This window comes from Mycobacterium sp. NGS45, assembly GCF_059812645.1.
The window spans coordinates 23,068-49,217 of record NZ_JCALDB010000005.1 but is presented as its reverse complement, the minus strand read 5'-3'; the positions used below and the strand labels follow the sequence as shown (position 1 = coordinate 49,217).

Annotated in this window: 22 protein-coding genes; 8 read left to right on the top strand and 14 right to left on the bottom strand. The window is 67.2% G+C overall.

Annotated features, from left to right (window positions below):
* Nucleotides 1–2: 2 nt before the first annotated feature.
* Genes ipdE2 through fadD3 form a run of 4 tightly spaced genes read right to left on the bottom strand, consistent with a single transcriptional unit; the run spans nt 3 to nt 4,635 of the window.
* Nucleotides 3–965 (bottom strand): acyl-CoA dehydrogenase IpdE2, encoded by a 963-nt coding sequence (gene ipdE2, locus AC5Y3P_RS06330; protein WP_500045046.1) that lies wholly within the window; start codon nt 963–965, stop codon nt 3–5.
* Nucleotides 966–1,922: an acyl-CoA dehydrogenase family protein gene (locus AC5Y3P_RS06325; protein ID WP_500045045.1), complete on the bottom strand. Its 957-nt coding sequence runs from the start codon at nt 1,920–1,922 to the stop codon at nt 966–968.
* Nucleotides 1,919–3,070, bottom strand: coding sequence for an acyl-CoA dehydrogenase family protein (locus AC5Y3P_RS06320; RefSeq protein ID WP_500045044.1), 1,152 nt, complete (start codon nt 3,068–3,070; stop codon nt 1,919–1,921). The genes AC5Y3P_RS06325 and AC5Y3P_RS06320 overlap by 4 nt, the downstream gene beginning before the upstream one ends.
* Nucleotides 3,070–4,635 (bottom strand): 3-((3aS,4S,7aS)-7a-methyl-1,5-dioxo-octahydro-1H-inden-4-yl)propanoate--CoA ligase FadD3, encoded by a 1,566-nt coding sequence (gene fadD3, locus AC5Y3P_RS06315; protein ID WP_500045043.1) that lies wholly within the window; start codon nt 4,633–4,635, stop codon nt 3,070–3,072. The genes AC5Y3P_RS06320 and fadD3 overlap by 1 nt, the downstream gene beginning before the upstream one ends.
* Nucleotides 4,636–4,701: 66 nt before the next feature.
* On the opposite strand from fadD3, the gene ipdE1 reads away from it, so the two are divergent.
* The 5 genes from ipdE1 to fadA6 all read left to right on the top strand — a co-directional run bounded on the left by ipdE1 (nt 4,702) and on the right by fadA6 (nt 10,160).
* Nucleotides 4,702–5,871 (top strand): acyl-CoA dehydrogenase IpdE1, encoded by a 1,170-nt coding sequence (ipdE1, locus tag AC5Y3P_RS06310; RefSeq protein WP_500045041.1) that lies wholly within the window; start codon nt 4,702–4,704, stop codon nt 5,869–5,871.
* A 28-nt stretch (nt 5,872–5,899) separates the two neighbouring features.
* The gene (gene ipdF, locus AC5Y3P_RS06305; RefSeq protein ID WP_500045040.1) at nt 5,900–6,691 is read left to right on the top strand and encodes a (5R,7aS)-5-hydroxy-7a-methyl-1-oxo-2,3,5,6,7,7a-hexahydro-1H-indene-carboxyl-CoA reductase; all 792 of its coding nucleotides are present in this window, start codon (nt 5,900–5,902) and stop codon (nt 6,689–6,691) included.
* A gap of 83 nt (nt 6,692–6,774) precedes the next feature.
* Complete coding sequence (locus tag AC5Y3P_RS06300) at nt 6,775–8,325, top strand: DUF4153 domain-containing protein (protein ID WP_500045039.1); 1,551 nt, start codon at nt 6,775–6,777, stop codon at nt 8,323–8,325.
* 48 nt (nt 8,326–8,373) lie between these two features.
* Nucleotides 8,374–8,997: a TetR family transcriptional regulator KstR2 gene (kstR2, locus tag AC5Y3P_RS06295; protein ID WP_500045038.1), complete on the top strand. Its 624-nt coding sequence runs from the start codon at nt 8,374–8,376 to the stop codon at nt 8,995–8,997.
* A 2-nt stretch (nt 8,998–8,999) separates the two neighbouring features.
* The gene (gene fadA6 / locus AC5Y3P_RS06290) at nt 9,000–10,160 is read left to right on the top strand and encodes a steroid 3-ketoacyl-CoA thiolase FadA6 (RefSeq protein ID WP_500045037.1); all 1,161 of its coding nucleotides are present in this window, start codon (nt 9,000–9,002) and stop codon (nt 10,158–10,160) included.
* Between the two features lie 68 nt (nt 10,161–10,228).
* Here the strand turns inward: fadA6 and AC5Y3P_RS06285 are convergent, their stop codons facing one another.
* Nucleotides 10,229–11,341 carry an NDMA-dependent alcohol dehydrogenase gene (locus tag AC5Y3P_RS06285; RefSeq protein WP_500045036.1) on the bottom strand — a complete coding sequence of 371 codons (1,113 nt, stop codon included), beginning with the start codon at nt 11,339–11,341 and terminating at the stop codon, nt 10,229–10,231.
* A gap of 72 nt (nt 11,342–11,413) precedes the next feature.
* Here AC5Y3P_RS06285 and AC5Y3P_RS06280 point away from each other — a divergent pair, with 72 nt between their 5' ends.
* Complete coding sequence (locus AC5Y3P_RS06280) at nt 11,414–12,178, top strand: M15 family metallopeptidase (RefSeq protein ID WP_500045035.1); 765 nt, start codon at nt 11,414–11,416, stop codon at nt 12,176–12,178.
* Between the two features lie 10 nt (nt 12,179–12,188).
* On the opposite strand, the gene AC5Y3P_RS06275 is transcribed toward AC5Y3P_RS06280, so the two are convergent.
* The 9 genes from AC5Y3P_RS06275 to echA20 all read right to left on the bottom strand — a co-directional run bounded on the left by AC5Y3P_RS06275 (nt 12,189) and on the right by echA20 (nt 24,319).
* Entirely contained in the window at nt 12,189–13,580 is a 1,392-nt protein-coding gene (locus AC5Y3P_RS06275) for a nitrate/nitrite transporter (protein ID WP_500045034.1), read from the bottom strand.
* 110 nt (nt 13,581–13,690) lie between these two features.
* Nucleotides 13,691–14,449 (bottom strand): respiratory nitrate reductase subunit gamma, encoded by a 759-nt coding sequence (narI, locus tag AC5Y3P_RS06270; RefSeq protein ID WP_500045033.1) that lies wholly within the window; start codon nt 14,447–14,449, stop codon nt 13,691–13,693.
* Nucleotides 14,446–15,135 carry a nitrate reductase molybdenum cofactor assembly chaperone gene (gene narJ / locus AC5Y3P_RS06265; protein WP_500045032.1) on the bottom strand — a complete coding sequence of 230 codons (690 nt, stop codon included), beginning with the start codon at nt 15,133–15,135 and terminating at the stop codon, nt 14,446–14,448. Before narJ ends, narI begins: the two co-directional genes overlap by 4 nt.
* Nucleotides 15,132–16,745, bottom strand: coding sequence for a nitrate reductase subunit beta (gene narH / locus AC5Y3P_RS06260; RefSeq protein ID WP_500045031.1), 1,614 nt, complete (start codon nt 16,743–16,745; stop codon nt 15,132–15,134). The genes narJ and narH overlap by 4 nt, the downstream gene beginning before the upstream one ends.
* A gap of 4 nt (nt 16,746–16,749) precedes the next feature.
* On the bottom strand, nt 16,750–20,439 hold the full coding sequence (locus AC5Y3P_RS06255) for a nitrate reductase subunit alpha (RefSeq protein ID WP_500045030.1): 3,690 nt from the start codon (nt 20,437–20,439) through the stop codon (nt 16,750–16,752).
* 404 nt (nt 20,440–20,843) lie between these two features.
* A complete protein-coding gene (gene ipdC / locus AC5Y3P_RS06250) occupies nt 20,844–21,917 on the bottom strand; it encodes a (3aS,4S,5R,7aS)-5-hydroxy-7a-methyl-1-oxo-octahydro-1H-indene-4-carboxyl-CoA dehydrogenase (protein ID WP_500045029.1) in 1,074 nt (357 codons plus the stop codon).
* A gap of 4 nt (nt 21,918–21,921) precedes the next feature.
* On the bottom strand, nt 21,922–22,668 hold the full coding sequence (gene ipdB / locus AC5Y3P_RS06245; protein WP_500045028.1) for a cholesterol ring-cleaving hydrolase subunit IpdB: 747 nt from the start codon (nt 22,666–22,668) through the stop codon (nt 21,922–21,924).
* Entirely contained in the window at nt 22,668–23,567 is a 900-nt protein-coding gene (gene ipdA / locus AC5Y3P_RS06240; RefSeq protein ID WP_500045027.1) for a cholesterol ring-cleaving hydrolase subunit IpdA, read from the bottom strand. Before ipdA ends, ipdB begins: the two co-directional genes overlap by 1 nt.
* Nucleotides 23,564–24,319, bottom strand: a complete 756-nt coding sequence (echA20, locus tag AC5Y3P_RS06235) for a (7aS)-7a-methyl-1,5-dioxo-2,3,5,6,7,7a-hexahydro-1H-indene-carboxyl-CoA hydrolase (protein ID WP_500045026.1) — start codon at nt 24,317–24,319, stop codon at nt 23,564–23,566. The genes ipdA and echA20 overlap by 4 nt, the downstream gene beginning before the upstream one ends.
* A 58-nt stretch (nt 24,320–24,377) precedes the next feature.
* Here echA20 and AC5Y3P_RS06230 point away from each other — a divergent pair, with 58 nt between their 5' ends.
* Both AC5Y3P_RS06230 and AC5Y3P_RS06225 read left to right on the top strand, forming a co-directional pair.
* On the top strand, nt 24,378–25,151 hold the full coding sequence (locus tag AC5Y3P_RS06230; RefSeq protein ID WP_500045025.1) for an SDR family oxidoreductase: 774 nt from the start codon (nt 24,378–24,380) through the stop codon (nt 25,149–25,151).
* Between the two features lie 15 nt (nt 25,152–25,166).
* The gene (locus AC5Y3P_RS06225; protein ID WP_500045024.1) at nt 25,167–26,072 is read left to right on the top strand and encodes an SDR family oxidoreductase; all 906 of its coding nucleotides are present in this window, start codon (nt 25,167–25,169) and stop codon (nt 26,070–26,072) included.
* The last annotated feature ends 78 nt before the right edge of the window (nt 26,073–26,150 follow it).

Genomic DNA, 26,150 nt, shown 5'->3' with positions numbered 1-26,150 from the left:
ATTCAGAGCTGCTCGCCCACCACGGAGAGCGCCACCGACTCCAACCGGCGCAGCTGCTCGGCGGGCTGGCCCAGCAGCTGGGCGCAACCGTGTGCGCGCTTGAAATAGAGCTGCACATCGCATTCGGCGGTGATCGCGATACCGCCGTGGATCTGAATCGCCTCGGCCGCGACGTCGAGGAACGCCTCGGTCGCCACCACGTGCGCCAGCGCGGCCGAGGTCGGCGACGGATCGGCGATCGCCTCGGCGACGACGGCGTCGGCGGTCTGCACCTTCACGTACAGGTCGGCCATCCGATGCTTGAGCGCCTGGAAGCTGCCGATCGGCCGGCCGAACTGCACGCGTTCCTTGCTGTACTCGACGGTCAGCTCCAAGCAGCGGCCAGCGGCCCCGACCTGCTCGGCGGCCAGCAGCAGCGCGGCGGTGTCGGCCAGGCCCGGGTCGGCGGCCAGCGGTTCGACGGCCTGGGGTTCCAGCCGGGCCAGCCGCCGGGTGGTGTCCATGGTGGTCAGTGCCTCGGCACTGAACTCGGTCCAACGGGTCAGGGCCCCGTCGTCGACGCCCACGACGACGTCGGCAACGTCCCCATGGACCACGAACCCGGGATCGAAGACCACCGCACCGATCGCCGCCCCGGCGGCCAGCTGCTCCAGGGTGTCGCCGTCGGGTTCATCGGCGGCCAGCAAGGCCAGCTCGGCCAGCGTGGTCCCGAGCAGCGGGCTGGGCACCAAGGCCCGGCCCAACTCGGTGAAAACTGCCGCGGCATCCGCGAGTTCGCCGCCGGCGCCGCCGAATTCCTCGGGCACCAGCAGCGCAGCCACCCCCACCTGCTCGCACAGCAGGGTCCACAGTTTGGCGTCGTAACCGCGCTCGGTCTCGACCGCAGCACGGACCGCTTCGGGCCCGGCGTGCTTGTTGACCAGGTCGCGGACGGTCTGGATCAGCAGGGTGCGTTCCTCGGACATCTACAGTGCCTCCAATACCCGGCGCCGGTGTGTTCGCGGATCGCCCCAGGCCGAGCGCAACGCCTGCGCGCGCAGTAGCAGCAGACCCAGATCGTGTTCCTGGGTGAAGCCGATCGCACCGTGGGTCTGCAGCGAGGACCGGGCGGCCAGCAGGCCGGCTTCGGCGGCCGCCACCTTGGCCGCACTCACATCACGACCGGCCTCGGCCGATCCGCCGGCCAGGCTGATCGCGGCCCCGTACACCAGTGGCCGGGCCAACTCGAGCGCGATGTGCACGTCGGCGAGCTTGTGCTTGATGGCCTGATACGAGCCGATCACCCGGCCGAATTGGGTGCGTTGCTTGGCGTAGTCGACCGCAGCATCCAACATCGCCTGCCCGGCGCCGACCAGCTGCGCGGCGGTGACCAACGCACCGAAGTCCGCGGCGCGGTCCACGTCGGCGTCCCAGGCCGGTCCGGACGCGCTGACGTCGAACATGGTTCGGCTGGGGTCGATCGATTCGTGTCGAGCTCCCGCGTCCGCTTCGTGCACCTGCCCGGCTGCGGTCAGCAGCACCAGACCGGCGAAGTCGGCGTTGACCGCGCGCGGCTGCCAGGCCCCGGCGGCGACCGTCACGATCAGCTCGCCGGCCGCCAGCGCGGCGCTGCGTTCGGCGTCCGACGCCAGCAGAATCGGTGCCACCGCGACAGATTCGGTGATCGGACCGGGTACACCCCAGTAGCCCAATCGCTCACAGGCCACCACCAGATCGACCGGGTGCGCACCGATCCCGTCGTGCTCTTCGGCGACCGCCAGCGCGGTGACGCCGAGGTCGGTCAGTGTGCCCCAGATCTTGCGGCCCGGTGCGGTGTCGCCGTCGGCCCAGGCCCGCACCGCGGCGGGCACGTCGGCGGCGCCCAGCGCCGCGTCGATGCTGGCGGCGAAGTCGCGCTGCTGTTCGTCGATCTCGAAGTTCACTTGGTCCCCTTGGGTTCGCGGGGCAGGCCCAGCAGCCGCTCGGCGATGATGTTGCGCTGAATCTCGTTGGTGCCGGCGTAGATCGGCCCGCCGAGGGCGAACAGATAGCCCTCGGTCCAGGCATCGGTCAGTTCGGCATCCGCGCCGCGCAGATCCAGTGCGGTCTGATGGATCGCGACGTCCAGATCCGACCAGAACACCTTGGTCACCGACGACTCAGCGCCCAGCTCGCCGCCGCCCGCCAGCCGGGTCACGGTGCCGAAGGTCTGCAAGCGGTAGGCCTGCGCCTTGATCCAGGCGTCGACCACCCGATCGGCGAACTCGGCCCGAACGGTGGTGTCGGGCTGGTTCTTCCACAGTGCCACCAGTTTCTCGGCGGCCGAGGTGAACCGGGCCGGGCTGCGCAGCGACATGCCGCGCTCATTGCTCGACGTGCTCATCGCCGCGCGCCAGCCCTCATTCGGCGTGCCGATCACATCCTGATCGGGGACGAACACGTCATCGAGGAAGATCTCCCCGAAGCCGGTGTCCCCACCGAGTTGGGCAATTGGCCGCACCGTGATGCCATCGGCCTTCAAGTCGAACATGAAGTACGTCAGACCATTGTGGCGCTGCGACTCCGGGTCGGACCGGAACAGCCCGAAGGCCATGTCCCCGAACGGGGCCCGCGAACTCCAGATCTTCTGACCGTTGAGCTGCCAGCCGCCGTCCACCTTGGTCGCGGTGGAGCGCAGCGAGGCCAGGTCGCTGCCGGACTCCGGCTCGGACCAGGCCTGCGCCCAGATCTGTTCACCGCTGGCCATTTTGGGCAGGATCCGGGCGAGCTGTTCGGTGGTGCCGTGCGCGAACAGCGTCGGCGCCAGCATCGAGGTGCCGTTGGCGCTGGCCCGCCCCGGGGCGCCGGCGTGGAAGTACTCCTCTTCGAAGGCGATCCACTGCAGCAGCGAGGCGTCGCGGCCGCCGTATTCCTTGGGCCAGCTGATCACCGACAGGCCGGCGTCGTAGAGCACCTTGTCCCAGCGGCGGTGCTGTTCGAAACCCACCGCATTGTCGTAGGACTCAGTGGGGAAGTCGTCGCGGTGCGCGGCCAGGAACTCGCGCACCTCGGCGCGGAATTCCTCGGTGGATTCGTCGAAGTCGAGGTCCATCAGACCCTTTCCCTTAACTGTGGTTTGACGACCTTGCCGCCGGGATTGCGCGGCAGTACGTCCAGGAACTCCACCGAGCGGGGAGTCTTGAAGTTGGCCAGATGCTCGCGGGTGAACGCGATCACCGCGGCCTCGTCGAGGTCGGCATCGGGCAGTCGGACGACGAACGCCTTACCCACCTCACCGAGCCGTTCGTCGGGGACGCCGATCACGGCAGCCTCGGCCACGCCGGGCAGGCGGGCCAGCACCTGTTCAATCTCGGCGGGATACACGTTGAATCCGCCGCAGATGTACATGTCCTTGAGCCGATCGGTGATCCGCAAATTGCCTGCGGCATCCAGGGTTCCGATGTCACCGGTGTGCAACCAGCCGTCGTCGTCGATCGTCGCGGCGGTGGCCTCGGGATCGTCGAGATAGCCCAGCATCACACAGGAACCGCGCAGCAGCACCTCGCCGGCCTCACCGGCGACCGGGGCGTCGATCCGCAACTCGAAATCCGCGATCGGCCGGCCGCAGGTGGTGGCCACCGTGACGGCGTCGTCGTCGGATCGGCACATCGTGCCGAACCCGGTCGCCTCGGTCAGTCCGTACGCGGTCAGCACGATGTCGATGTCCAGTTCGGACTGCATGCGTTCGATCAACACCACCGGTACCACCGCGGCCCCGGTAACCGCGAAACGCAAAGAGCTCAAAACGTATTCGGCGCGCCGAGGATGATCCAGCAGGGTCTGATAGATGGTGGGCGGTCCGGGCAGCACGGTGGCATGGTGTTCCTGCACGGCGGCCATCGCGGCTTCCGGGTCGAAGGTCAGCATCGGGATCAGCGTCGCCCCGGTCTGCAGACAGGCCAGGATGCCGGCCTTGTAGCCGAAGTTGTGGAAGAACGGGTTGATGCACAGGTAGCGGTCGGTGCTGCGCACCTCGCCGCAAGCCGCCCAGGCCGCCGACCCGGCCAGCGACTGCCGGTGCGCGCACAGCACGCCCTTGCTGCGGCCGGTGGTGCCGGAGGTGAACAGGATGTCGGACACGTCGTCGGGTGCGACGGCTGCTGCGCGGGCGTCGGCGCTCTGCTGCGCCTCCGGATCCGCACCGCGCGCGACGAAGTCGTCCCAGTCGCCGTCGTCGGCCTCGATTCCGATGCGCACCACCTTGCGCAGCGCGGGCAGCGTCGCGCGATCGAGTTCGGCCACCCGGTCGGCACCGAGGAAGCGGCCCATCCCGATCAGCAGCGGCGCCTGGGTGCGGGCCAGGATGTCGGCGGCCTCGCTGGCGGTGTAGCGCGTGTTCAGCGGTACGACGACGGCGCCGGCCCAGTGCGTGGCCAGACAGGCCACCACCCAGTGCCAGGTGTTCGGCGCCCAGATCGCCACCCGGTCACCGGCTTGGATGCCGAGGGACACCATCGCCGCAGCCGCCTGTCGCACCTGATCGCGCAATTCGCTGTAGGTCAGCGTTCGATCGGGCGTGATCACGGCCGGGTGGTCGGGCAGTGCCCGGGCGATCCAGTCCAGTACCGCCGGGGTGGTTCCCAGATCGTCGGGACGCTGCCCGGCGGGACTGCTCATCGATGCTCCTCAGATTCTCGCCGCCCGGCCTAACAAAGCAAGTGCTTGGTAGGTTAGCCTACAGGGATGCAGGAGGTCCAGAAGTTCCGGGCGGAGGTCCGCGAGTGGCTGGCCGACAACCTGGTCGGCGAATTTGCAGCGCTCAAGGGCCTGGGCGGCCCCGGTCGTGAGCATGAGGCATTCGAAGAGCGGCTGGCGTGGAATCAGCATCTGGCCGCGGCCGGACTGACCTGTCTGGGCTGGCCGGTCGAGCACGGCGGTCGGGGATTGTCGGTCGCGCACCGGGTGGCGTTCTACGAGGAATACGCCCGCGCCAACGCCCCGGACAAGGTCAACCACTTCGGTGAGGAACTGCTCGGGCCCACCCTGATCGCGTTCGGCACCCCCGAACAGCAGCAGCGCTTCCTGCCCCGGATCCTCGACGTCACCGAACTGTGGTGCCAGGGCTACTCCGAGCCGAACGCCGGCAGTGACCTGGCCAACGTCGCGACCACCGCCGAACTCGACGGTGATCAGTGGCGGATCAACGGCCAGAAGGTGTGGACCTCGCTGGCGCACTGGGCGCAGTGGTGCTTCGTGGTGGCCCGCACCGAGAAAGGCTCCAAGCGGCACGCGGGACTGTCCTACCTGTTGGTGCCGCTGCAGCAGCCGGGCGTGCAGATCCGGCCCATCGTGCAGTTGACCGGCGACTCCGAGTTCAACGAGGTGTTCTTCGACGACGCGGTCACCGACGCGTCGTTGGTGGTTGGTGAACCCGGCGACGGGTGGCGGGTCGCGATGGGCACCTTGACCTTCGAGCGCGGAGTGTCCACGCTGGGTCAGCAGATCCGTTATGCGCGTGAGCTTTCCGGGATCGTGGAGTTGGCTCGCGGCAACGGCCGGATCGACGACCCGCTGATCCGGGAGCGACTTACCCGGGCCTGGGTCGGGCTGCGGGCGATGCGGTCGTATGCGTTGGCCACCATGGACGTCGAGCGGCCCGGTCAGGACAACATCTCGAAGTTGTTGTGGGCCAACTGGCATCGTGACCTGGGCGAGCTGGCGATGGACATCGCCGGCAAGGACGGCTTGGTGTTGACTGCGCCCGGCCAGACCCCGGACACCACCGACTATGACGAGTGGCAGCGGCTGTACCTGTTCTCCCGGTCGGACACCATCTACGGCGGTTCCAACGAGATCCAGCGCAACGTCCTCGCCGAGCGGGTGCTCGGCCTACCCCGAGAAGCCAAGGGCTGATGAGCGTTTGCCCGAAGAGGAGAGAACTGTGACCGACCTTTCGGTAGCGCCCGAGGAAATCGCCGGACACGGCCTGCTGAAGGGCAAGGTCGTCCTGGTCACCGCCGCCGCGGGCACCGGCATCGGATCGTCGACGGCGCGTCGCGCGCTGCTCGAAGGCGCCGACGTCGTGGTGTCCGATTATCACGAACGCCGGCTGGGCGAGACTCGCGATGAACTGGCCGCCCTGGGTCTGGGCCGGGTGCAGTCGGTGGTGTGCGATGTGACCTCCACCGAGGCTGTCGACGCGTTGATCACCGAGACGGTGGCCAAGGCCGGCCGACTCGATGTCCTGGTCAACAACGCCGGGCTGGGCGGGCAGACCCCGGTGATCGACATGACCGACGACGAGTGGGACCGTGTCCTCAACGTCACGTTGACCTCGGTGCTGCGGGCCACCCGCGCGGCCCTGCGCTACTTCCGCGACGTCGACCACGGCGGTGTGATCGTCAACAACGCCAGCGTCTTGGGTTGGCGCGCACAGCATTCCCAGTCGCACTACGCAGCGGCCAAGGCCGGTGTGATGGCGCTGACCCGGTGCAGTGCCATCGAGGCCGTCGAGTACGGCGTGCGGATCAACGCGGTCTCGCCGAGCATCGCGCGGCACAAGTTCCTGGAGAAGACGTCGTCGGCGGATCTGCTGGACCGGTTGGCCGGTGACGAGGCGTTCGGCCGGGCCGCCGAACCGTGGGAAGTCGCAGCCACCATCGCATTCCTGGCCAGTGACTACTCCAGCTATCTGACCGGCGAGGTCATCTCGGTCTCCAGTCAGCGCGCCTGATCGCACCGTCGCAATTGCTGCTCGTCGGGGTGCTGAACCACCCTTAGGGTTGGACGGGTGACGCGCAGCAAGGAGGGTTTCCGGTGAGCGCCGGCGCGCCGCCGCCTGCCGGCGCCCCAACCATGGTCGTGCCGCCGTTGCATGGGCCACTGCTGCCGCGCCAGGGCGAACCGGGCTGGAGCATCTGGCCGCGCCGACTGTGGCCGCTGAACCCGGTCGCGGCCGCCCCGCGCCAGGTGCTGCTGCTGGCCCTGGCGTGCGGTCTGATCGGCACCGCCATCTGGCGCGTCACGGTGCTGAGCATCGGCTATCCCATCGTGGGTGTCTTGGTCTTCGCGGTGGTGTACGGCACCGCGGGACGACGGCCGACCCGCTGGGAAGGGCTCGGAATCGCGCTGACCCTGTCTTTGCTCACGGTGCCCGCGGTGCTGGCTGCGGAATGGTTGGCGGTCTATTGCCTGATGGCGGCCTGGATCTTGGGCTGGTGCACGCTGGTCGGCGGTCGCACCTGGACCGCGATCTTCCTGGGTCCGTTCGTGCCGTGGCTGTCTCCGGGCCGGGTGCTGGGCTGGGTGCGCCGCGGCGGGCAGGGCGCCTTGCCGAGACGCGACGGGTTGCCGAGTCTGGAACGGGTGCTGGCGGTCGCCGGGATCACGTTGGTGTTGGTGCTGGTGTTCGGCGGCTTGTTCGCAACCGCCGATCCGGCGTTCGCGCACCTGTTGGGCAATCTGGTGCCCGCGGTCGATGGTGGTGAGATCGTCGCGCGGACCGTGGTGTTCGGCATCGTGGTGATGTTCATCCTCAGCGGCGCCTACCTACTGCGCTTCGCCCCTCGACTGGACAAGCTGGCGCCGGCGCCGATGCGACCGGTGCGGCGCTGGGAATGGCTGCTGCCCCTCGGCGTGCTCGACGCGTTGTTCGTCGCGTTCGTGGCGGTGCAGGCCACGGTGCTGTTCGGCGGGCACACCCATGTGCTCGAGACCGAGGGCCTGACCTACGCCGAATACGCCCGGCAGGGGTTCTGGCAGCTGCTGTGGGTCTCTGCGCTGACCCTGCTGGTGATCGCGGTCGTCGTCCGGGTGGCCGCCCGGCAGACCGCCGCCGACCGCCGCATACTGCGCATCCTGGTCGGAATCCTGTGCGGCACTTCGGTGGTCGTGGTGATCTCGGCGATTCACCGGATGTGGCTGTACCAACAGGCGTACGGCTTCACCTCCGACCGGATCATGGTGATCACCGTCGAGGTGTGGCTCGGTGTGGTCTTCGTGCTGATCGCGCTGGCCGGTATCCGGATGACCGGGCGGTGGTTGCCGCGCGCGGTCCTGGTGGCCGGGGTCCTGGCGCTGCTCGGCTTGGCTGCGCTGAACCCGGAGCGGATCATCGCCGAACGGAACATCGATCGTTTCGAGCAGACCGGTCAACTCGACGCCGAATACCTGTCCCGGTTGTCGGCCGACGTCGACCCGGTGCTGCACCGACTGCCTGAGCAGGTGCGCAGCTGCATCAACGGCGGTGCCGCCGGCACCGACGCGTGGTACGAGTTCAACCTGTCGCGCTCGCGCGCCGACCGCTCGGCTGAGCGCACACTGCCCGAGCACTGCTCGGCCTACCGCAGCACGCACGGGTACCGCTGACACGCCCAACCGTGACCTAGCAAGCGCTTGGTTGATAAGCTGCATGTCATGGTGCCCCCGGCCGCGTCACCAGCGAGCAGGCGCGACGAGCTGTTGCAGCTCGCCGCCAGCATGTTCGCCGAACGCGGCTTGCGTGCGACCACCGTCCGGGACATCGCCGACGCCGCCGGCATCCTGTCCGGCAGCCTCTACCACCACTTCTCGTCCAAGGAAGAGATGGTCGACGAGGTGCTGCGCGGCTTCCTGGACTGGCTCTTCGATCGCTATCAACAGATCATCGACACCGAGCCCGATCCGCTGGCCCGGCTCAAGGGCCTGTTCATGGCGTCGTTCGAGGCGATCGAAAACCACCACGCGCAGGTGGTGATCTATCAGGACGAAGCCAAGCGACTCTCGTCGCAGCCCCGGTTCGACTACGTGGAGGCCCGCAACCGGGAACAGCGCAAGATGTGGGTCGACGTGATCGACCAGGGCATCGCGCAGGGCTGCTTTCGGCCCGACCTCGACGTCGACCTGGTCTACCGGTTCATCCGCGACACCACCTGGGTGTCGGTGCGCTGGTATCAGCCGGGCGGCCCGCTGACCGCCGAGCAGGTCGGCGCCCAGTACCTCGCCATTGTTCTTGGCGGAATCACCAACGCATCGAAAGATACTGACGAACAAGGAGATTGACCATGGCAGAGGCGTATGTCATCGATGCCGTACGCACCGCGGTAGGTAAGCGCGGCGGCTCGCTTTCCGGTGTGCACCCGGTGGACCTGGGCGCCCTGATCTGGCGCGGCCTGTTCGACCGCGTCGACGTCGACCCGGCTGCGATCGACGACGTCGTCGCCGGCTGCCTGGACACCATCGGCGGGCAGGCCGGCAACATTGCCCGGCTGTCCTGGCTGGCGGCCGGCTTCCCGGAGGAAGTTCCCGGTGTCACCGTCGACCGGCAGTGCGGCTCCAGCCAGCAGGCGATCTCGTTCGGCGCGCAGGCGGTCATGTCGGGCACCGCTGACCTGATCGTGGCCGGCGGTATGCAGAACATGAGCCAGATCCCGATCAGCTCGGCGATGACCGTCGGTACCCAGTTCGGTTTCACCTCGCCGACCAACGAGTCCAAGGGCTGGCTGCATCGCTACGGCGATCAGGAGGTCTCGCAGTTCCGTGGTTCGGAGCTGATCGCCGAGAAGTGGGGCCTGACCCGTGAGGTGATGGAGGAGTTCTCGCTGAACAGCCATGAAAAGGCGTTCGCGGCGATCCGCGCGGGTCACTTCGACAACGAGATCCTGGCCGTCGAGACCGAGAGCGGGCCGTTCCGCATCGACGAGGGCCCGCGCGAGTCCTCGCTGGAGAAGATGGCCGGACTCAAGCCGCTCAGTGACGGCGGACGGATCACCGCGGCGATGGCCAGCCAGATCTCCGACGGCGCCAGCGCGGTGCTGCTCGCCTCCGAGAAGGCAGTCAAGGAACACGGTCTGAAGCCGCGCGCCCGGATCCACCACATCAGCACCCGCGGCGCCGATCCGGTGTTGATGCTCACCGGTCCGATCCCGGCCACCCGTTACGCCCTGGACAAGACCGGGCTGAGCATCGACGACATCGACACCGTCGAGATCAACGAAGCGTTCGCACCGGTGGTGCTGGCCTGGCTCAAGGAAACCGGGGCCGACCCGGCCAAGGTCAACCCGTCCGGTGGCGCGATCGCGCTGGGCCACCCGCTGGGTGCGACCGGCGCCAAGCTGTTCACCACGATGCTCAACACCTTGGAGCGCACCGGCGGTCGCTACGGTCTGCAGACCATGTGCGAGGGCGGCGGCACCGCCAACGTCACGATCATCGAGCGGCTCTAACCCACCACGTCGAAAGCCGCCGCAGCACCGGAACCCGGTGTGCTGCGGCGGCTTTCGGCGTTTGGACCTCAGTGGTCGTGCAGTACCACGCCGCGGATGTTGCGGCCGGCGCGCATGTCCTCGTAGCCCTCGTTGACCTCGGCCAGCTTGTACTCATGCGTCACCGTCTCGTCGAGCAGCAGTTGGCCCTCGCGGTACAGGTTCAGCAACCGCGGGATGTCGGCGCGCGGGTTGGCCTCGCCGTACAGGCTGCCCAACAGTCGCTTCTGGAACAGGGTGAACATGCACATGTTCAGCGTCGGTGACATGTCGGTCATGCCGGCGATCGCGGTCATCACCACCGCGCCGCCCTTGCGGATGATGTTGGCGGCCTCGTCGACCATGTAGCCCTCGAGCAGGCCGACGGTCAGGATCGCCGAATCGGCCATCACGCCCCGGGTCAGATCGGCGACCAGCGCGGTGGCCTCGGCCATCGACGTGACAAAGTGCGTCGCCCCGAACTGAATTGCCTGCTGGCGCTTGGCTTCCACCAGTTCGACGACGACGATGTGCTTGGCGCCGGCCAACCGGGCACCCTGCACCGCGCCGCAGCCGATGCCGCCCAGACCGATGATGACGACGGTGTCGCCGGGTCGGACGTCGGCGGTGTTCACCGCCGAACCCCAGCCGGTGGTGATACCGCAGCCGAGCAGACACGCCCGGGCCAGCGGGATGTCGTCGTCGATCTTGACCACCGAGGCCTCCGGCACCGTCCCGTACTGCGAGAACGTACCGACGAACGCCATCACACCGAGGTCCTGGTTGCGGAACCGGCGCCGGTAGGTGCCGTCGACCTGGGTACCGGCCATGATCAGCGCGCCCAGATCGCACAGGTTCTGGTGCCCGGTGGAGCAGAACCGGCAGCGGCCGCAGGCCGGCAGGAACGAGGCGACCACATGATCGCCCGGTTTGAGACCTTGGACGCCGGGGCCGACCTCCTGAACGATGCCGGCGCCTTCGTGTCCGCCGATGATCGGCAGCGGCGCGGCCAGGTCCCCGGTCCGCACATGCTCGTCGGAGTGGCACAGGCCGGTGGCCTCCCAGGACACCAGTACTTCCCCGTCCTGCGGCGGGTCGAGGTCGATCTCCTCGACCGTCCAGTTACCGCCGTACTCGAAGAGAATTGCCGCTTTCGATTTCATGGCGCCCACTCTATGAAGCTGCGCACCCCGGTATCGGCGGTTTGGTGAGAGCCGTCCGGGATGATGGGGGCCATGCCGGTCTCGGGTCGCGTCAGTGCTGCGCGTCGGGTCGTGCTGCCGGTGCTGGCCGTCCTCGTCGTCGCCTGCAGCAGCCCGGTGGACCCCGGGCCGCAGACCGACGCGAACCCGACGTCGACGGCGGCCCCGGACCCGGCAACCACCGCGACGACGACGGCAGCGCCACCCCCGTCGGCGCCGACGACCACCGCACCGCCGGTCGCCCGGGTCACCGAGGTGACCCAAGCTGAGCTGGGTGCGACCTGGCGGTCCGGCTGCCCGCTCGGCGCGGCCGATCTGCGCCGGCTGACGATCGACTACCTCGGTTATGACGGGCAAGAGCGCCGCGGCGAGTTGATCGTGCACCGCGAGTTGGCCGACGACGTGCTGGCGATCTTCGCCGAACTACTGCGACTGCGGTATCCGATCGAACGGATGCGCAGCCCCGCGCACTACCCGGGCGCCTCCGATGAGCTGTCCATGGCCGACAACAACACCTCGGCGTTCAACTGCCGCGACATCCCGGGTTCCGGAAACTGGTCGCACCACGCCTACGGACGGGCGATCGACATCAATCCGTTGGTCAACCCGTACATCCCGAGCAGCGGCGACTACGAGCCGCACAACGCCGGCCCGTATCTGGATCGCACGCTCGATGACCCGGCGATGCTGCGCGACGGCCACCCGGTGGTGCGGGTGTTCACCGACCGCGGCTGGACCTGGGGTGGGCACTGGCGCAGCCCGAAGGACTACCAGCACTTCGAGCTGCCGGCCCGGTAGCAGCCGGTAATCAGACCCGGACGGCGTCGGTGACGATCGAGGGTGTGCGCGCCACCGGGGTGCGCACGTAGCGGAACCAGGTCAAGGCCATGGCAACCAGATAGAACGCCACGAAGATCCAGAACGCGGCCGTGGCCGATCCGCTGGTCAGGTAGGACTGCCGCAGGGCCAGGTTGATGCCCACCCCGCCCAGGGCGCCGATCGCGCCGGCGAACCCGATCAGCGCACCGGCCATGGCCCGCGACCACTGCTGCTTGTCGGCCTCGCTGCCCACGATGGAGCGGCTGCGCGCATCGAAGATCGACGGAATCATCTTGTACACCGACCCGTTGCCGATCCCGGACAGGACGAACAGCGCGACGAATCCCACCACGAAACCGGTCATGGTGCCGGTGCCGACGGCGCCACCGGTGCGGTCGTGATACGAGGAGACGGCGATCAGCAGCGTCCCGGCCAGGATCATGCCGGCGAAGGCGACGACGGTGACCCGCCCGCCGCCGACGCGGTCGGCGAGCTTGCCGCCGTACACCCGGGCCACCGAACCGAGTAGTGGTCCGATGAAAGCGATCTGGGCGGCGTGCAGGGCGGCTTCGCCGGCGGTCTGCCCGCCTGCGGCGAAGTTGATCTGCAGCACCTGACCGAAGGCAAAGGAGAACCCGATGAAGGATCCGAAGGTGCCGATGTAGAGCAGTGCGATCACCCAGGTGTCGCGGACCCACAGGATGTCGCGCATGGCCCTGGTGTTGATCTGATGCTGTTCGAGGTTGTCCATGTAGAGCGCCGCACCGATACCGGCCACCGCCAGTGCCACCAGGTAGACCGCGCACACCCAGTACGGGGAGCGGTTGCCCGCGGTGGCGATCACCAGCAGGCCGACCAGCTGCACGACGGGTACCCCGATGTTGCCGCCACCGGCGTTGAGTCCCAGGGCCCAGCCCTTGAGCCGTTGCGGGTAGAAGGCGTTGATGTTGGTCATCGAGGAGGCGAAGTTGCCGCCGCCGAAGCCGGCCAGTGCGGCGCACAGCAGATACGGCCACAAGGGCAGACCCGGATTGGCCAGCAGCCACATGGTTCCCAGCGTGGGGATCAACAGCACGAACGCGGAGAACACCGTCCAGTTGCGGCCACCGAAAGTTGAGGTGGCCAAGGTGTAGGGAATCCGCAGGCAGCCGCCCACCAGGGTGGCAGTGGCGCCCAGCAGGAACTTGTCCCCGGCCGAGAACCCGTAGATCTCCTCGGGCATGAACAGCACCATGACCGACCACAGCGTCCACACCGAGAATCCGACATGCTCGGCGATCACCGACCAGATCAGATTGCGCCGTGCGACGTATTTGTTTCCGGCCTCCCAGGCGTCGATGTCTTCAGGGTCCCAGTGCGTGATGGTTCGTGAACGGAGCACGGTGCAAACCTAGAAATGCTTTGTTGCGCGGGTGCTGCGTGTCGTGTCCCGGCCGTGAATATCCGCTCACCAAGAGTTGACTTGCCCTGTGAGAAAAGGTTTTACCGGCCTCAGACCCAGCGGTTGCGCGGCGGCGGGGCAGCCGGTGTGACCCATGCCTTGGCGTACCGGTTCTTGCCCGCCCGCTGTGGGTCGCGGCTGCGGTAGATCACGTACGGACGAACCAGGTATCCGATCGGCGCGCTGAACATGTGTACCAACCGGGTGTACGGCCAGAATCCCAGCAACGCAACGACAATCAGGACATGCGCCTGGAACGTCCACGGCGTCTCGGCCATCAGCTCCGGTGCCGGATTCAGGGTGAACAGGCTGCGGAACCACGGCGAGACCGTGTCCCGATAGTTGTAGACCGAGAACACATTGGTCAGCGTGTTCAGCATCCCGGTGAGCAGCGCACCTACCAAGAGCAGATACATCAGCTTGTCGTTGACCGTGGTAGCGCCGCGCACCTCCGGGACGGTGATCCGGCGATACAGCAGAATGCCCGCGCCGGCCAGCACAGCGATTCCGGCAACCGACCCCATGCTGACCGACATCAGGTGATAGGTGTGCTCGGAGATACCGACGGCCGCGGTCCAGGTCTGCGGGATCAGCAGTCCCACCACATGGCCGCCCAGAACACCGAGCATGCCGAAGTGAAACAGTGGGCTGCCCAGCCGCAGCAGCCTGCTCTCGTAGATCTGCGAAGACCGTGTGGTCCAACCGAACTGGTCGGCGCGGTAGCGCCAGATGTGCCCGAGGATGAATGAGGTGAAGGCGATGTAGGGCAGGGTCATCCACAACGTGGTACTCAACGGCAACGTACTCATCGGCGAGCTCCCGGGCCTGAGGGGTCCATCGTCATCGGGTCCATCGCGAACGGGTCGAGGCCGACGTCCTCGTCGGGCGGACCTTCGGCGGCCAACTGTGCAATGCGACGCCGGTCCGCGCTGTTCACCGGTGGCAGTGTGGTCAGTACCGCGGCCAGCAGACCGGCGTAGTAGGAGCCGTTGTCCTGCAGCGAGAGTCGCAACAGCTCGAGCACCGGTACGTGTTCGGCCAATAGCCGCTCACCCTGGGCATGATCGACCGTTGCGGCGAACTCGAGCACCATGGGTAGGTAGTCGGGCAACTCGGCGTCACCCAGATCGTGGATACCCGCTTGCCGGTAGGCGTGTTTGAACCGCAGCAACGCCATCCCTCGTTTGCGGGTATCCCCGTAGGCGTAGTAGGTCAGGTGCAGGCTGCTGCGTCGGCGCATGTCGAAGGTTTCGACGTAGTCCGATGCGCGTTGCATCTGATCGGTGTCGCCGAAGCGGCCCAGGAACTCGACCAGCGGCAGCCGTGCCGAATCGGGAAGTTCGGCTGCGGCAGCGCCGAGTTGGTCGGCCAATGCGGCAGTCTCGGTGCTCGGGTAGTCCAGCAGCAGCGCGGCGATGCGCCACACCAGACGTTGCTGACGCTCCGAAAGGCTGCTGCCCAGACCTGTTCGGCGGGCGCGGGTGAGGAGTTTCATTTGCTCGGCACCAACCCGTCTGTGCTGCGGCCATCCCAGTTGAGCAGGTTGACCCGGGTCGGACCGCCCTGTGGCACAGCGTCGTTGGTGTTCGTCAGGTGGAACTTGTCCGCCATGGTGTCGAGCGCCGTCATACCCGGTCCGCCGTCACCGTCCAGGCTGCACCCGGTGGCCAGCGCATCGAGACGATGCGCGTCGGAACTTGCGCCGGTGGGGATGACGTAGCGGTCCTGATACTTGGCGATCGCCAACAGGCGGTACATCGATTCGATCTCCGCACCGCTCAGACGCACCGAGTCCGGGATGGTCTCGTCGAACTCCTCGCCGAGATTGGCTGCGCGCATGTAGGCGCGCATCGCGGCCAACCGTTGCAACGAAGCCCGCACCGGGCCCACCTCACCGGCGGTGAACAACTCGGCGAGGTATTCGACCGGGATGCGCAGGGTGTCGATGGCGCCGAACAGGTTGTTCTTGTTCTCGCCGTCGTGACCGGTCTCCTTGAGGATGTCGACCACCGGCGACAGCGGGGGCACGTACCAGACCATCGGCATGGTGCGGTATTCCGGATGCAGGGGCAATGCCACCTGGTAATCCACGATCAGCCGGTAGACCGGTGAATTTTGTGCCGCCTCAATCCATTCCGGGGAGATTCCGGCTCGCTCGGCCTCGGCGACCACCCGCGGATCGTGTGGGTTGAGGAACACCCCGAGCTGGGACGGGTAGAGGTCCTTGTCATCGGCGACCGAGGCGGCCTCGAGTACCTTGTCCGCGTCGTAGAGCATCACGCCGATGTAGCGCAGCCGGCCCACGCAGGTCTCCGAGCACACCGTGGGGATGCCGACCTCCACGCGGGGATAGCAGAATGTGCACTTCTCGGCCTTGCCGGTCTTGTGGTTGAAGTAGATCTTCTTGTACGGGCAGCCGGTGACGCATTGTCGCCAGCCGCGGCACTTGTCCTGATCCACCAGCACGATGCCGTCTTCGGACCGCTTGTAGATCGCGCCGGACGGGCACGCTGCGGCGCACGCCGGGTTGAGGCAGTGCTCGCAGATGCGCGGCAGGTAGAACATGAAGGTCTGCTCGAACTCCAGCTTGACCTTGGCTGAAATATCCTCGACCTCAGCCATTTTGGCCAGCAGCGGATCCCGTCCCACCTGATCCGGTCCGCCACCGAGGTCGTCGTCCCAGTTCGCGCCCCAGGTGACCTTGGTGTCTCGACCGGTGATCAACGACTTGGGCCGGGCGACCGGGGTGGTGTCCATCGCCGGCGCCGCGAGCAGGTTCTCGTAGTCATACGTCCACGGGTCGTAGTAATCGGACACGGTGGGCAGGTCGGGATTGGCGAAGATGTTCAGCAGGCGCTTGAACCGCGAGCCGGACTTGAGGGTCAGCTTGCCGCGCTTGTTCAGCGTCCAGCCGCCCTTCCACTTTTCCTGGTCCTGGTACTGGCGTGGATAACCCTGTCCGGGACGGGTTTCCACATTGTTGAACCACACGTACTCGACACCGCTGCGGTTGGTCCAGGCCTGCTTGCAGGTGACGCTGCAGGTGTGGCAGCCGATGCACTTGTCGAGGTTCATCACCATCGCGAGTTGCGCCATGACTCTCATGCGTCTAGTACTCCACTTCCTGCGAGCGGCGACGAATCGTGGTGACCTCGTCGCGTTGGTTTCCGGTGGGGCCGTGGTAGTTCAGCGCGAAGGACTGCTGCGCATAGCCGCCGATCAGATGGGTGGGTTTGATCATGATGCGGGTCAGCGCATTGTGGATACCGCCGCGTTTGCCGTTCTTCTCGGTGCGCGGCACATCCACGGCCTTGTCCTGGGCGTGGTACATGAACACCAGGCCCTCGGGCATCCGGTGGCTGACGATGGCCCGGGCGTTCACCACGCCGTTGCGGTTGGTGCACTCGATCCAGTCGTTGTCGGAGACCCCGATCTTGGCGGCATCCACATCCGACATCCAGATGCACTGACCGCCGCGGGACAACGTGAGCATGTGCAGGTTGTCTTGGTAGGCCGAGTGGATCGACCACTTGGAGTGCGGGGTCAGATACCGCACCGTGATGGAACTGCCGGTGGAATCCCCGCCGCTGCTGCCCACGGCGGGCTCGTTGAACATCGCCGTCATGTCCAGCGGCGGCCGGAAGGTGGGCAGTTGCTCGCCGAGCTCACTCATCCAGTCGTGATCCAGATAGAAGTGCTGACGGCCGGTCAGGGTGTGCCACGGCTTGAGTCGCTCGGTGTTGATGGTGAACGGTGAGTACCGTCGCCCACCGGTCTCCGAGCCGGACCATTCCGGTGAGGTGTTGACCGGAACCGGACGGGATTGGGTGTCGGCAAAGGTGATTTGCTTGCCCTCATTCTCCTTGGCCAGGTCCACCAGTTCGGTCCCGGTGCGACGTTCCAGCGCCTCGAAACCCTCGACGGCCAGGCGCCCGTTGGTGGTGCCCGACAACGCCAGGATGGCCTCGGCGGCGTGCGTGTCCTTGGCCAGCGACGGGCGCCCGCCCGCCACACCGCTGACCACCGTGCCGTTCACCCCGCGCAGGTACTCGACCTCGGCCTCGGGGTGGGTGGTGACGCCCTTGGTGGTCAGCCCGACGGTTTCCACCATCGGCCCCAGTGCCGCCATCTTGTCCGCGATCGCCGGATAGTCGCGGTCCACCATGATCAGCCGGGGCATGGTCTTGCCCGGGATGGGCTCACATTCGCCTGCACGCCAATCCAGTACCCGTCCACCGGGCTGTGCGGTCGCATCGGCGCTGTCGTGTTGCAGCGGCGTCGCCACGATGTCCTTGCGCTTACCCAGATGTTTCTCGGCCAGCCAGGAGAATCCGCGGGCGATCCGGTGGAACGCCTCGAAGTCGGTCTTGGTTTCCCAGGGCGGTGAGATGGCCGGCGAGAACGCATGCACGAACGGGTGCATGTCGGTACTGGACAGGTCGTGCTTCTCATACCAGGTGGCCGCCGGCAGCAGGATATCGGAGAACAGCGTGGTGCTGGTGTTGCGGAAGTCCAGGGACAGCAACAGATCCAGCTTGCCGACCGGCGCCTCGTCGCGCCAGCGCACTTCTTGCGGCCTGATGCCGTCCTCGTCGAGCGCGGCCACCGCGGAATCGGTGCCCAGCAGGTGCTTGAGGAAATACTCGTTGCCCTTGGCCGAGGATCCGAGCAGATTCGACCGCCACACCGTCAGGCATCGGGGGAAGTTCTCCGGGGCGTCGGGATCCTCACAGGCGAACTGCAGATGTCCCGACTTGAGGCCGTCCACAACGTATTCCGCGGCGTCCTTGCCCAGCCGGTCCGCCTCGTCGGCCAGATCCAGCGGGTTGCGGTTGAACGTCGGATAGGTCGGCATCCAGCCCAGCCGGCTGGCCAGCGCGATGCTGTCCGCCACGGTGCGGCCGGCGAACCGGCCCTCGGCCAGCGGTGAGGCCATCACCTCCGAAGTGAACGGGTCATACCGCCACTGGTCGGTGGTCAGATACCAGAAGATGGTGCCCTGCATCTGGCGTGGCGGACGCTGCCAGTCCAGACCATAGGCCAGTGTGGCCCAACCGGTTACCGGCCGGCACTTCTCCTGGCCCACGTAGTGGGCCCAGCCGCCACCGTTGACGCCCTGGCAGCCGGTGAGCATGACCAGGGTGAGGAAGGAGCGGTAGATCTGGTCGGAGTGAAACCAGTGGTTGGTGCCCGCGCCCATCAGGATCATCGACCGGCCCTTGGAACGTTCGGCGTTGTCGGCGAACTCACGCGCGATACGCTCGGCGGCCTGGGCTGGCACGCCGGTGATCTTCTCCTGCCAGGCCGGGGTGTAGGGCTCGGCGGCATCGTCATAGCCGGACGGCCAGCTTCCCGGCAAGCCGTCGCGACCGACGCCGTACTGCGCGAGCATCAGGTCGAAGACCGTGGTCACCCGGTGCCCGGCAACGGTTTTGGTCGGCACACCGCGTTCCAGCACGCCGGGCTGGTCGCTGTCGAATCGGGGCAGTGCGACGACGGCGGTGTCGTCGCCGCAGCCGTACAGGGTCAGCAGCGGATCCACACCCTGCAGGTCCAGGTTCCAGTGGCCCTCGCCCGATGCGGTGAACCGGTGGCCCAACGAACCGTTGGGCACCACCGGGATGCCGTCACTGTCGAGTAGCACCGTCTTGGATTCGGCGGCCTCGGCGTCGGCGTATTCGCCACCGAGATCGGCTGCGGTGAGGAACTTTCCGGGGATCATCCGACCGTCGCGTTCGACCAGGGTGATCAGGTAGGGCAGGTCGGTGTACTTCTTGACGTACTCGGTGAAGTACGAGGTGTTCTTCTCGACGAAGAACTCCTTGAGCATCACGTGGCCCATCGCCATGGCCAGGGCGGCGTCGGTCCCGGGGCGGGCGGGCAGCCACTCGTCGGCGAACTTGGTGTTGTCCGCGTAGTCCGGGGACACCACGACCACCTTCTGGCCGCGGTACCGCGCCTCGGTCATGTAATGCGCATCGGGGGTTCGGGTCACCGGGACGTTGGAGCCCCACATGATCAGGTACCCGGCGTCGAACCAGTCGGCGGATTCGGGCACGTCGGTCTGGTCCCCGAACACCTGCGGGGAGGCCACCGGAAGATCGGCGTACCAGTCGTAGAACGACAGCATGGAGCCGCCCAGCAGCGAGATGAAGCGGGCACCGACGGCATGGCTGACCATCGACATCGCCGGGATCGGCGAGAAGCCCGCCACCCGGTCCGGCCCGTACTTCTTGACGGTGTGGACGTGGGCGGCGGCGGCGATCTCGGCGGCCTCCCACCATTCGGCCCGGACGAATCCGCCCTTGCCACGGGCGGCCTTGTACCGCTTGGACTTCTCCGGATCCTCGACGATGTCAGCCCAGGCCAGCACCGGATCCTCTAGGCGCTCCTTGGCCTCGCGGTAGTACTCCAGCAGCACCCCGCGCACATACGGATAGCGCACCCGCGCCGGCGAATAGGTGTACCAGGAGAACGACGCGCCACGCGGGCAGCCGCGCGGCTCATACTCGGGCTTGTCTGCGCCGACCGAGGGGTAGTCGGTCTGCTGTGACTCCCAAGTGATCACACCGTCCTTGACGTAGATCTTCCACGAGCAGGAGCCGGTGCAGTTCACCCCGTGGGTGGAGCGCACCACCTTGTCGTGGGCCCAGCGGTCGCGGTAGAACTCGTCGGCCGAACGGCCACCGATCTTGTGCAGAGTCCGGTGATCGTCGGAGACCTCGCCGCGGTGGAAGTACTTTCCCAGTCGCAGCAAGGCGTCGGCAGGTGCCTGACTGCCCGCGTGTGTGTCGGCCACGAATCGTCCCTCCAGAGCTGTTGATGCACGAGCGTAGGGGGGTTGAACAGCGCCTCAAAAGAACGCACCCGGCGGGTTCGGGCGCTGTGAAATCGGCGTAATGCACCGGTCATTTGGCAGGAACACGACGGTCATGCGACGGCCCGGTGTTGCCCTCCCGTGTGGGCTGTCTACCTGCGACGACGGTCGGCTCGTGGCAGCGAGCTGGGGTGTCGGCGGCGCTGTTACGGTGGCCCTGAGCACGGCCTGGACGGCCCAGGATTTAGCACCGCGGTAACACGCTGCGGGCCGGGTCCAGCGGGCCCGCGGCTGCCTCAGAACAAGGCGGGATTTGTCCGAGCAACCGCGCGCCGGCGGCCGGCATGCGCCGGCTGGGACGGCTGTCCACCCGTCCCTTCTGCCGGTCAGTCGACGACGAAGCTGTTCGCCGACCTCAGCTGCGTGATCGCGTCGTCCACGATGCGCTGCACCAACTCGGCGCAGGACGGCAGGTCCTCGACGATGCCGGCCACCTGACCGGAGGCCAGCACACCGGCTTCGGTGTTGCCCTCCACCAGACCGGCCTTGAGCAGCATCGGGGTGTTGGCCGCCATCACCACCTGGGCCCAGGTCAGGTCCTTGCCCTTTCGCATGGCCAGCCCGTCGGAGATCATCGAGCGCCAGGTCATCCCGGTCAGCTTCTTGAACTTCTGGGCATTGGCGACGGCCGCGGCGAAACCGCGTACCCGGGAACCACTTTCGAGCTTCTCGACCAGACCGGTGCGCAGTACCCGGTGCGGCATACCGTCGACCCGGGTGGAGACCACGGTGCCGTCCAAGGCTGCGCCCAGGTAGCGCCGTTTGACGTCGTCGGGCACCGTCGAGTCCGAGGTGAGCAGGAAGCGGGTGCCCATCGCCACACCGGCCGCGCCGTAGGACAGCGCTGCCGCCAGGCCGCGGCCGTCGAAGAAACCGCCGGCGGCGATCACCGGCATGCCGGTGTCGGCGACCGCGTCGAGTACCGACGGCAGCAGCAGCGTGGTGGCGACCGGGCCGGTGTGGCCGCCGCCCTCGCCGCCCTGGACGATCACCGCGTCGGCGCCCCAGGAGGCCACCTTCTTGGCGTGTTTGGCCGCGCCGACCGACGGAATCACCACGACACCAGCATCTTTGAGCTTGGCGATGAGCTCCGGTTTGGGTGCCAGCGCGAACGAGGCGACCTTGACGCCCTCCCGGATCAGCAGGTCGACGCGGTCGCCGGCGTCACCGGCGTCGGCGCGCATGTTGATCCCGAACGGTTTGTCGGTCGTCGCCTTGACCTTGGTGACCGCGGTCTGCAGTTCGTCCAGCGTCATGGTGGCCGAGGCCAGGATGCCCAGGCCGCCGCCGTTCGAAGTGGCCGCCACCAACCGGGCGCCGGCCACCCAGCCCATCCCGGTCTGCACCACCGGGTGCTCGATGCCGACCAGTTCGGTCAGCGGTGTCTTCAGTGTGGCCATCTCGTCAGACCCGGACTTCCTTGTCACGCAGACTCTTCGGGTCGATCACCTCGCGCAGCAGGCGCTGCTCGTCGGGCGTCGGCAGCCGGGTCTGATCGGCGGAGTCCAGGCCGTGCACCTCGAACGAGGTGTTGTCGGCAACCTGGTCAGCCTCCACGCCGGGGTGCAGGGACACTGCCCGCATCTGGTGCTCGGGTCCGTTGAAGTCGAACACCCCGAGGTTGGTCACCACCCGATAGACGTTGAGGAAACGGTAGGCCGGGTTGGCGGGATCGATCTTGTCCCAACCGATTCCGGAGACGATGTCCACCTGGTCGCAGAACACCCGCCGGGAGTGGTTGCCCACCCAGTAGCTGGTGGCGTGGTTGATCGCGTTGCCGGGTGCACCGCGCACGCCGAACATCTGCCGGGTCGGATGCTGAATCGGGCCGAATGCCGACAGGTTCTGGTTGCCGTAGCGGTCGATCTGATTGGCGCCCATCACCACGTGCCGCCGCCCCCAGGACAGCGTCTCGAAGACCCGCCCGAACGGCATCCACCCTTCGATCGCGGCCGGCGCGCCGATGGCCGGAGTATCGGCGATCAGCCGTGCCTCACCGTCGGTCAGCAGGATGTCGGGGGAGAAGGTCAACCGAGCCAACCGGGCCCCGACCGACACCATGGTGGTCATCGGGGACACCATGATCTCGCCGGCGTCGCGGAACAACTCGGCGCATGCGACGGCGCACACCTCAGCGCGGGTCACGGACATCACTTGCTCGCCTCCTTCTGTGCGGCCTGGGCATCGGCGAACTTACGCACCGCGGCCTGGTAGTCGGCCTCGCTGCCGGACAGATAGGTCTCGACGAACTCGGCCCAGCTCTCGTCGGAGCCGGCGGCTTCGGCGTAGTGCCGCTGGAACCGCTCGTCGCGTCGGTAATCCGGCTCGTTGGTGGTGAAGTGGGCGCCGTTGGGAGCTTCGACCACGGTGTCGACCATCATCCGGTTGACCAGCAGTTGCTGCGGCACCACCGAGGACACCAACTCCTCGGTCGAGACCACCTTCTCGACCGACAGGAAGCGGCGCTGCGCCGACATCAGGTACAGGTCGTCGAAGTAGGGGTCGATGCCGGTGTAGGCGGCATTGCCCTGTGCGTCACCGAGATTCAGGTGCACGAACGCGGCGTCGAGGTTCAGTGCCGGCATTGCGATCAGTTCTTCGTAGCCGTCGCCGGTCGGATACGGCGAGCGCACGGTCTGCAGTTCGTCGCCCCAGAACTTCCGCACGTCGCTGCCCAGTCCGGCGCGAATCGGCAAGAACGGCAACCGCTGTGCGGCGGCCTGCAATCCGCAGCGCAGCATGCCTTCGTCCATCTCCCGGGCCTCGATCGCGCCGGAGGTGCGGGCTTTGGCGAACCACGGATCGTAGAACGGCGGCGAGTCCAGCGAGACGAAACCGTAGTAGACCCGTTTGACCTTGCCGGCCGAGCACAGTAGGCCCAGGTCCGGTCCGCCGTAGGTCACCACGGTCAGGTCCGTGACGTCGGTGCGCAGCAGTGCGCGCACGAACGCCATCGGCTTGCGCCGGGAGCCCCAGCCACCCAAGCCGATCGTCATGCCGCTCTCGATCGAGGCGACGGCCTGGTCCAAAGTCGTTCTCTTGTCGCTCACTTGGATCCCTTGTCAGTTCCGGCGAATGCATCGCGGTGTTCATCGGACACCCCGGACAGATTGAGTTCGAAGGTGAAACCCTGCTCCATGCGGTACCTGGCGTTGACCGGTTGCACGTCGATGAAGTTCAAGGCCTCCTTGGCCGCCCGGATCACCCGAGTGTCCTTGCTGGCGATGTCGCGAGCGACCCGCAAGGCGGACTCGTCGAGTTCGGCGCGCGGCACCACCTCATGCACCGAACCGAAATGGTGCAGCGTTTCGGCGTCCACGGTGGCGGCGGTGAAGAACAGCCGGCGCATCAGGTGCTGCGGCACCAGCCGGGACAGATGAGTGGCCGCGCCCAGTGCGCCGCGCTCCACCTCGGGCAGGCCGAACTTGGCGTCGTCGGAGGCGACGATCACGTCGGCGTTGCCGACCAGGCCGATGCCACCGCCCACGCAGAAGCCGTTGACCGCGGCGACGACCGGTACCTCGCACTCGTAGACCGCCTTGAAGGCCGCGTAGCAGCCCCGGTTGGCGTCGATCAGCGCGCCGAACCCCTCGGTGTTCTGCATCTCCTTGATGTCGACACCGGCGTTGAAGCCACGGCCCTCGGCGCGCAGGATCACCACGTGGGTCTTGGGGTCACGGCCCGCGGCCGTGATCGCGTCGGCCAATTCGAACCACCCCGCGGACGGGATCGCGTTGACCGGCGGGTAGTTGACGGTGACCGAGACGATGCCCGGTTCGACTGTCGCGGTGGTGATCGTCATCAGTCACTTCCTGGAGGGGTCGCTACCTAAGCAAGCACTTGCTTGGTACGCTAGCACAGTGACTGACGTGGCTGGAATCAATCTGCAACTGGACGGCCGGGTGGTTCTGGTCACCGGCGGTGTGCGCGGGGTGGGTGCCGGAATCAGCGCCGTCTTCGCCGCGCAGGGCGCCACCGTGGTGACCTGCGCCCGCCGCCCGGTCGAGGGCTCGCCGTACGAATTCCACTCCTGCGATGTGCGCGACGACGACTCGGTCGCCAAATTGATCGACACCGTCGCCGCCAAGCACGGCCGGATCGACGTCGTGGTCAACAACGCGGGCGGCTCGCCGTACGTGCCGGCCGCCGAGGCTTCGGCGAAGTTCAGCAGCAAGATCGTCGAACTGAACCTGCTCGGGCCGCTGTCGGTGGCTCAGCACGCCAACGCGGTGATGCAACGACAGGCCGAGGGCGGTTCGATCGTGAACATCTCCAGCGTCAGCGGTTACCGGCCGACGCCGGGCACCGCGGCCTACGGTGCGGCCAAGGCCGGCATCGACAACCTCACCAAGACTCTGGCGGTGGAGTGGGCACCGAAGGTGCGGGTGAACTCGGTGGTGGTCGGCATGGTCGAGACCGAACAGTCCGAACTGTTCTACGGCGACGCCGACTCGATCGCCGCGATCTCCAAGAACGTGCCGCTGGGCCGGTTGGCCAAACCCCACGACGTCGGGTGGGCCACCGCCTTCTTGGCCTCTGAAGCGGCGTCCTACATCAGCGGCGCATCGCTTGAGGTGCACGGCGGCGGAGAACCGCCGCACTACCTGTCGACTACCACTGCAGACATCAAATAGAAGGAGAAGCAACGCATGGGACTTCTGGACGGCCGCGTGGTCATCGTCACCGGCGCCGGCGGCGGTATTGGCCGCGCGCACGCATTGGCGTTCGCGGCTGAAGGCGCTCGGGTGGTGGTCAACGACATTGGCGTCGGGCTGGACGGCTCACCGGCCGGCGGCGGCAGCGCGGCCCAGGGTGTCGTCGACGAAATCGTCGCGGCCGGCGGCGAAGCCGTCGCCAACGGCTCCAACGTCGCGGACTGGGCGCAGGCCGAGGCCTTGATCCAGACCGCGGTCGACACCTTCGGCGGATTGGACGTCCTGGTCAACAACGCCGGCATCGTGCGGGACCGGATGTTCGCCAACACCTCCGAGGAAGAGTTCGACGCGGTCACCGCGGTGCACCTCAAGGGGCACTTCGCGACCATGAAGCACGCCGCGGCCTACTGGCGCGCGCAGTCCAAGGCCGGTAATCCGGTGGACGCCCGGATCATCAACACCAGTTCGGGCGCCGGTCTGCAAGGCAGTGTGGGACAAGCGAATTACAGTGCGGCCAAGGCCGGTATCGCGGCCCTGACGTTGGTCGCCGCCGCGGAGATGGGCCGCTACGGCGTCACCGTCAACGCCATCGCGCCCTCGGCGCGCACCCGGATGACCGAGACGGTGTTCGCCGACATGATGGCCACCCAGGGGCAGGACTTCGACGCGATGGCGCCGGAGAACGTCTCACCGCTGGTGGTGTGGCTGGGCAGCGTGGAGTCCCGCGAAGTGACGGGTCAGGTCTTCGAGGTTGAGGGCGGCAAGATCCGGGTCGCCGAGGGCTGGGCGCACGGGCCGCAGATCGACAAGGGCGCCAAGTGGGATCCGGCCGAGATGGCGCCGGTGGTCAGCGACCTGCTGGCCAAGGCGCGCAAGCCGGTTCCGGTCTACGGCGCCTGAGGCTTTCGCCGACCCGGCCGCCAGAGCTGATCCTGCGGCGGACGGCCTGAGGAGGGGGATTCCCAGGCCGCCCGCCCA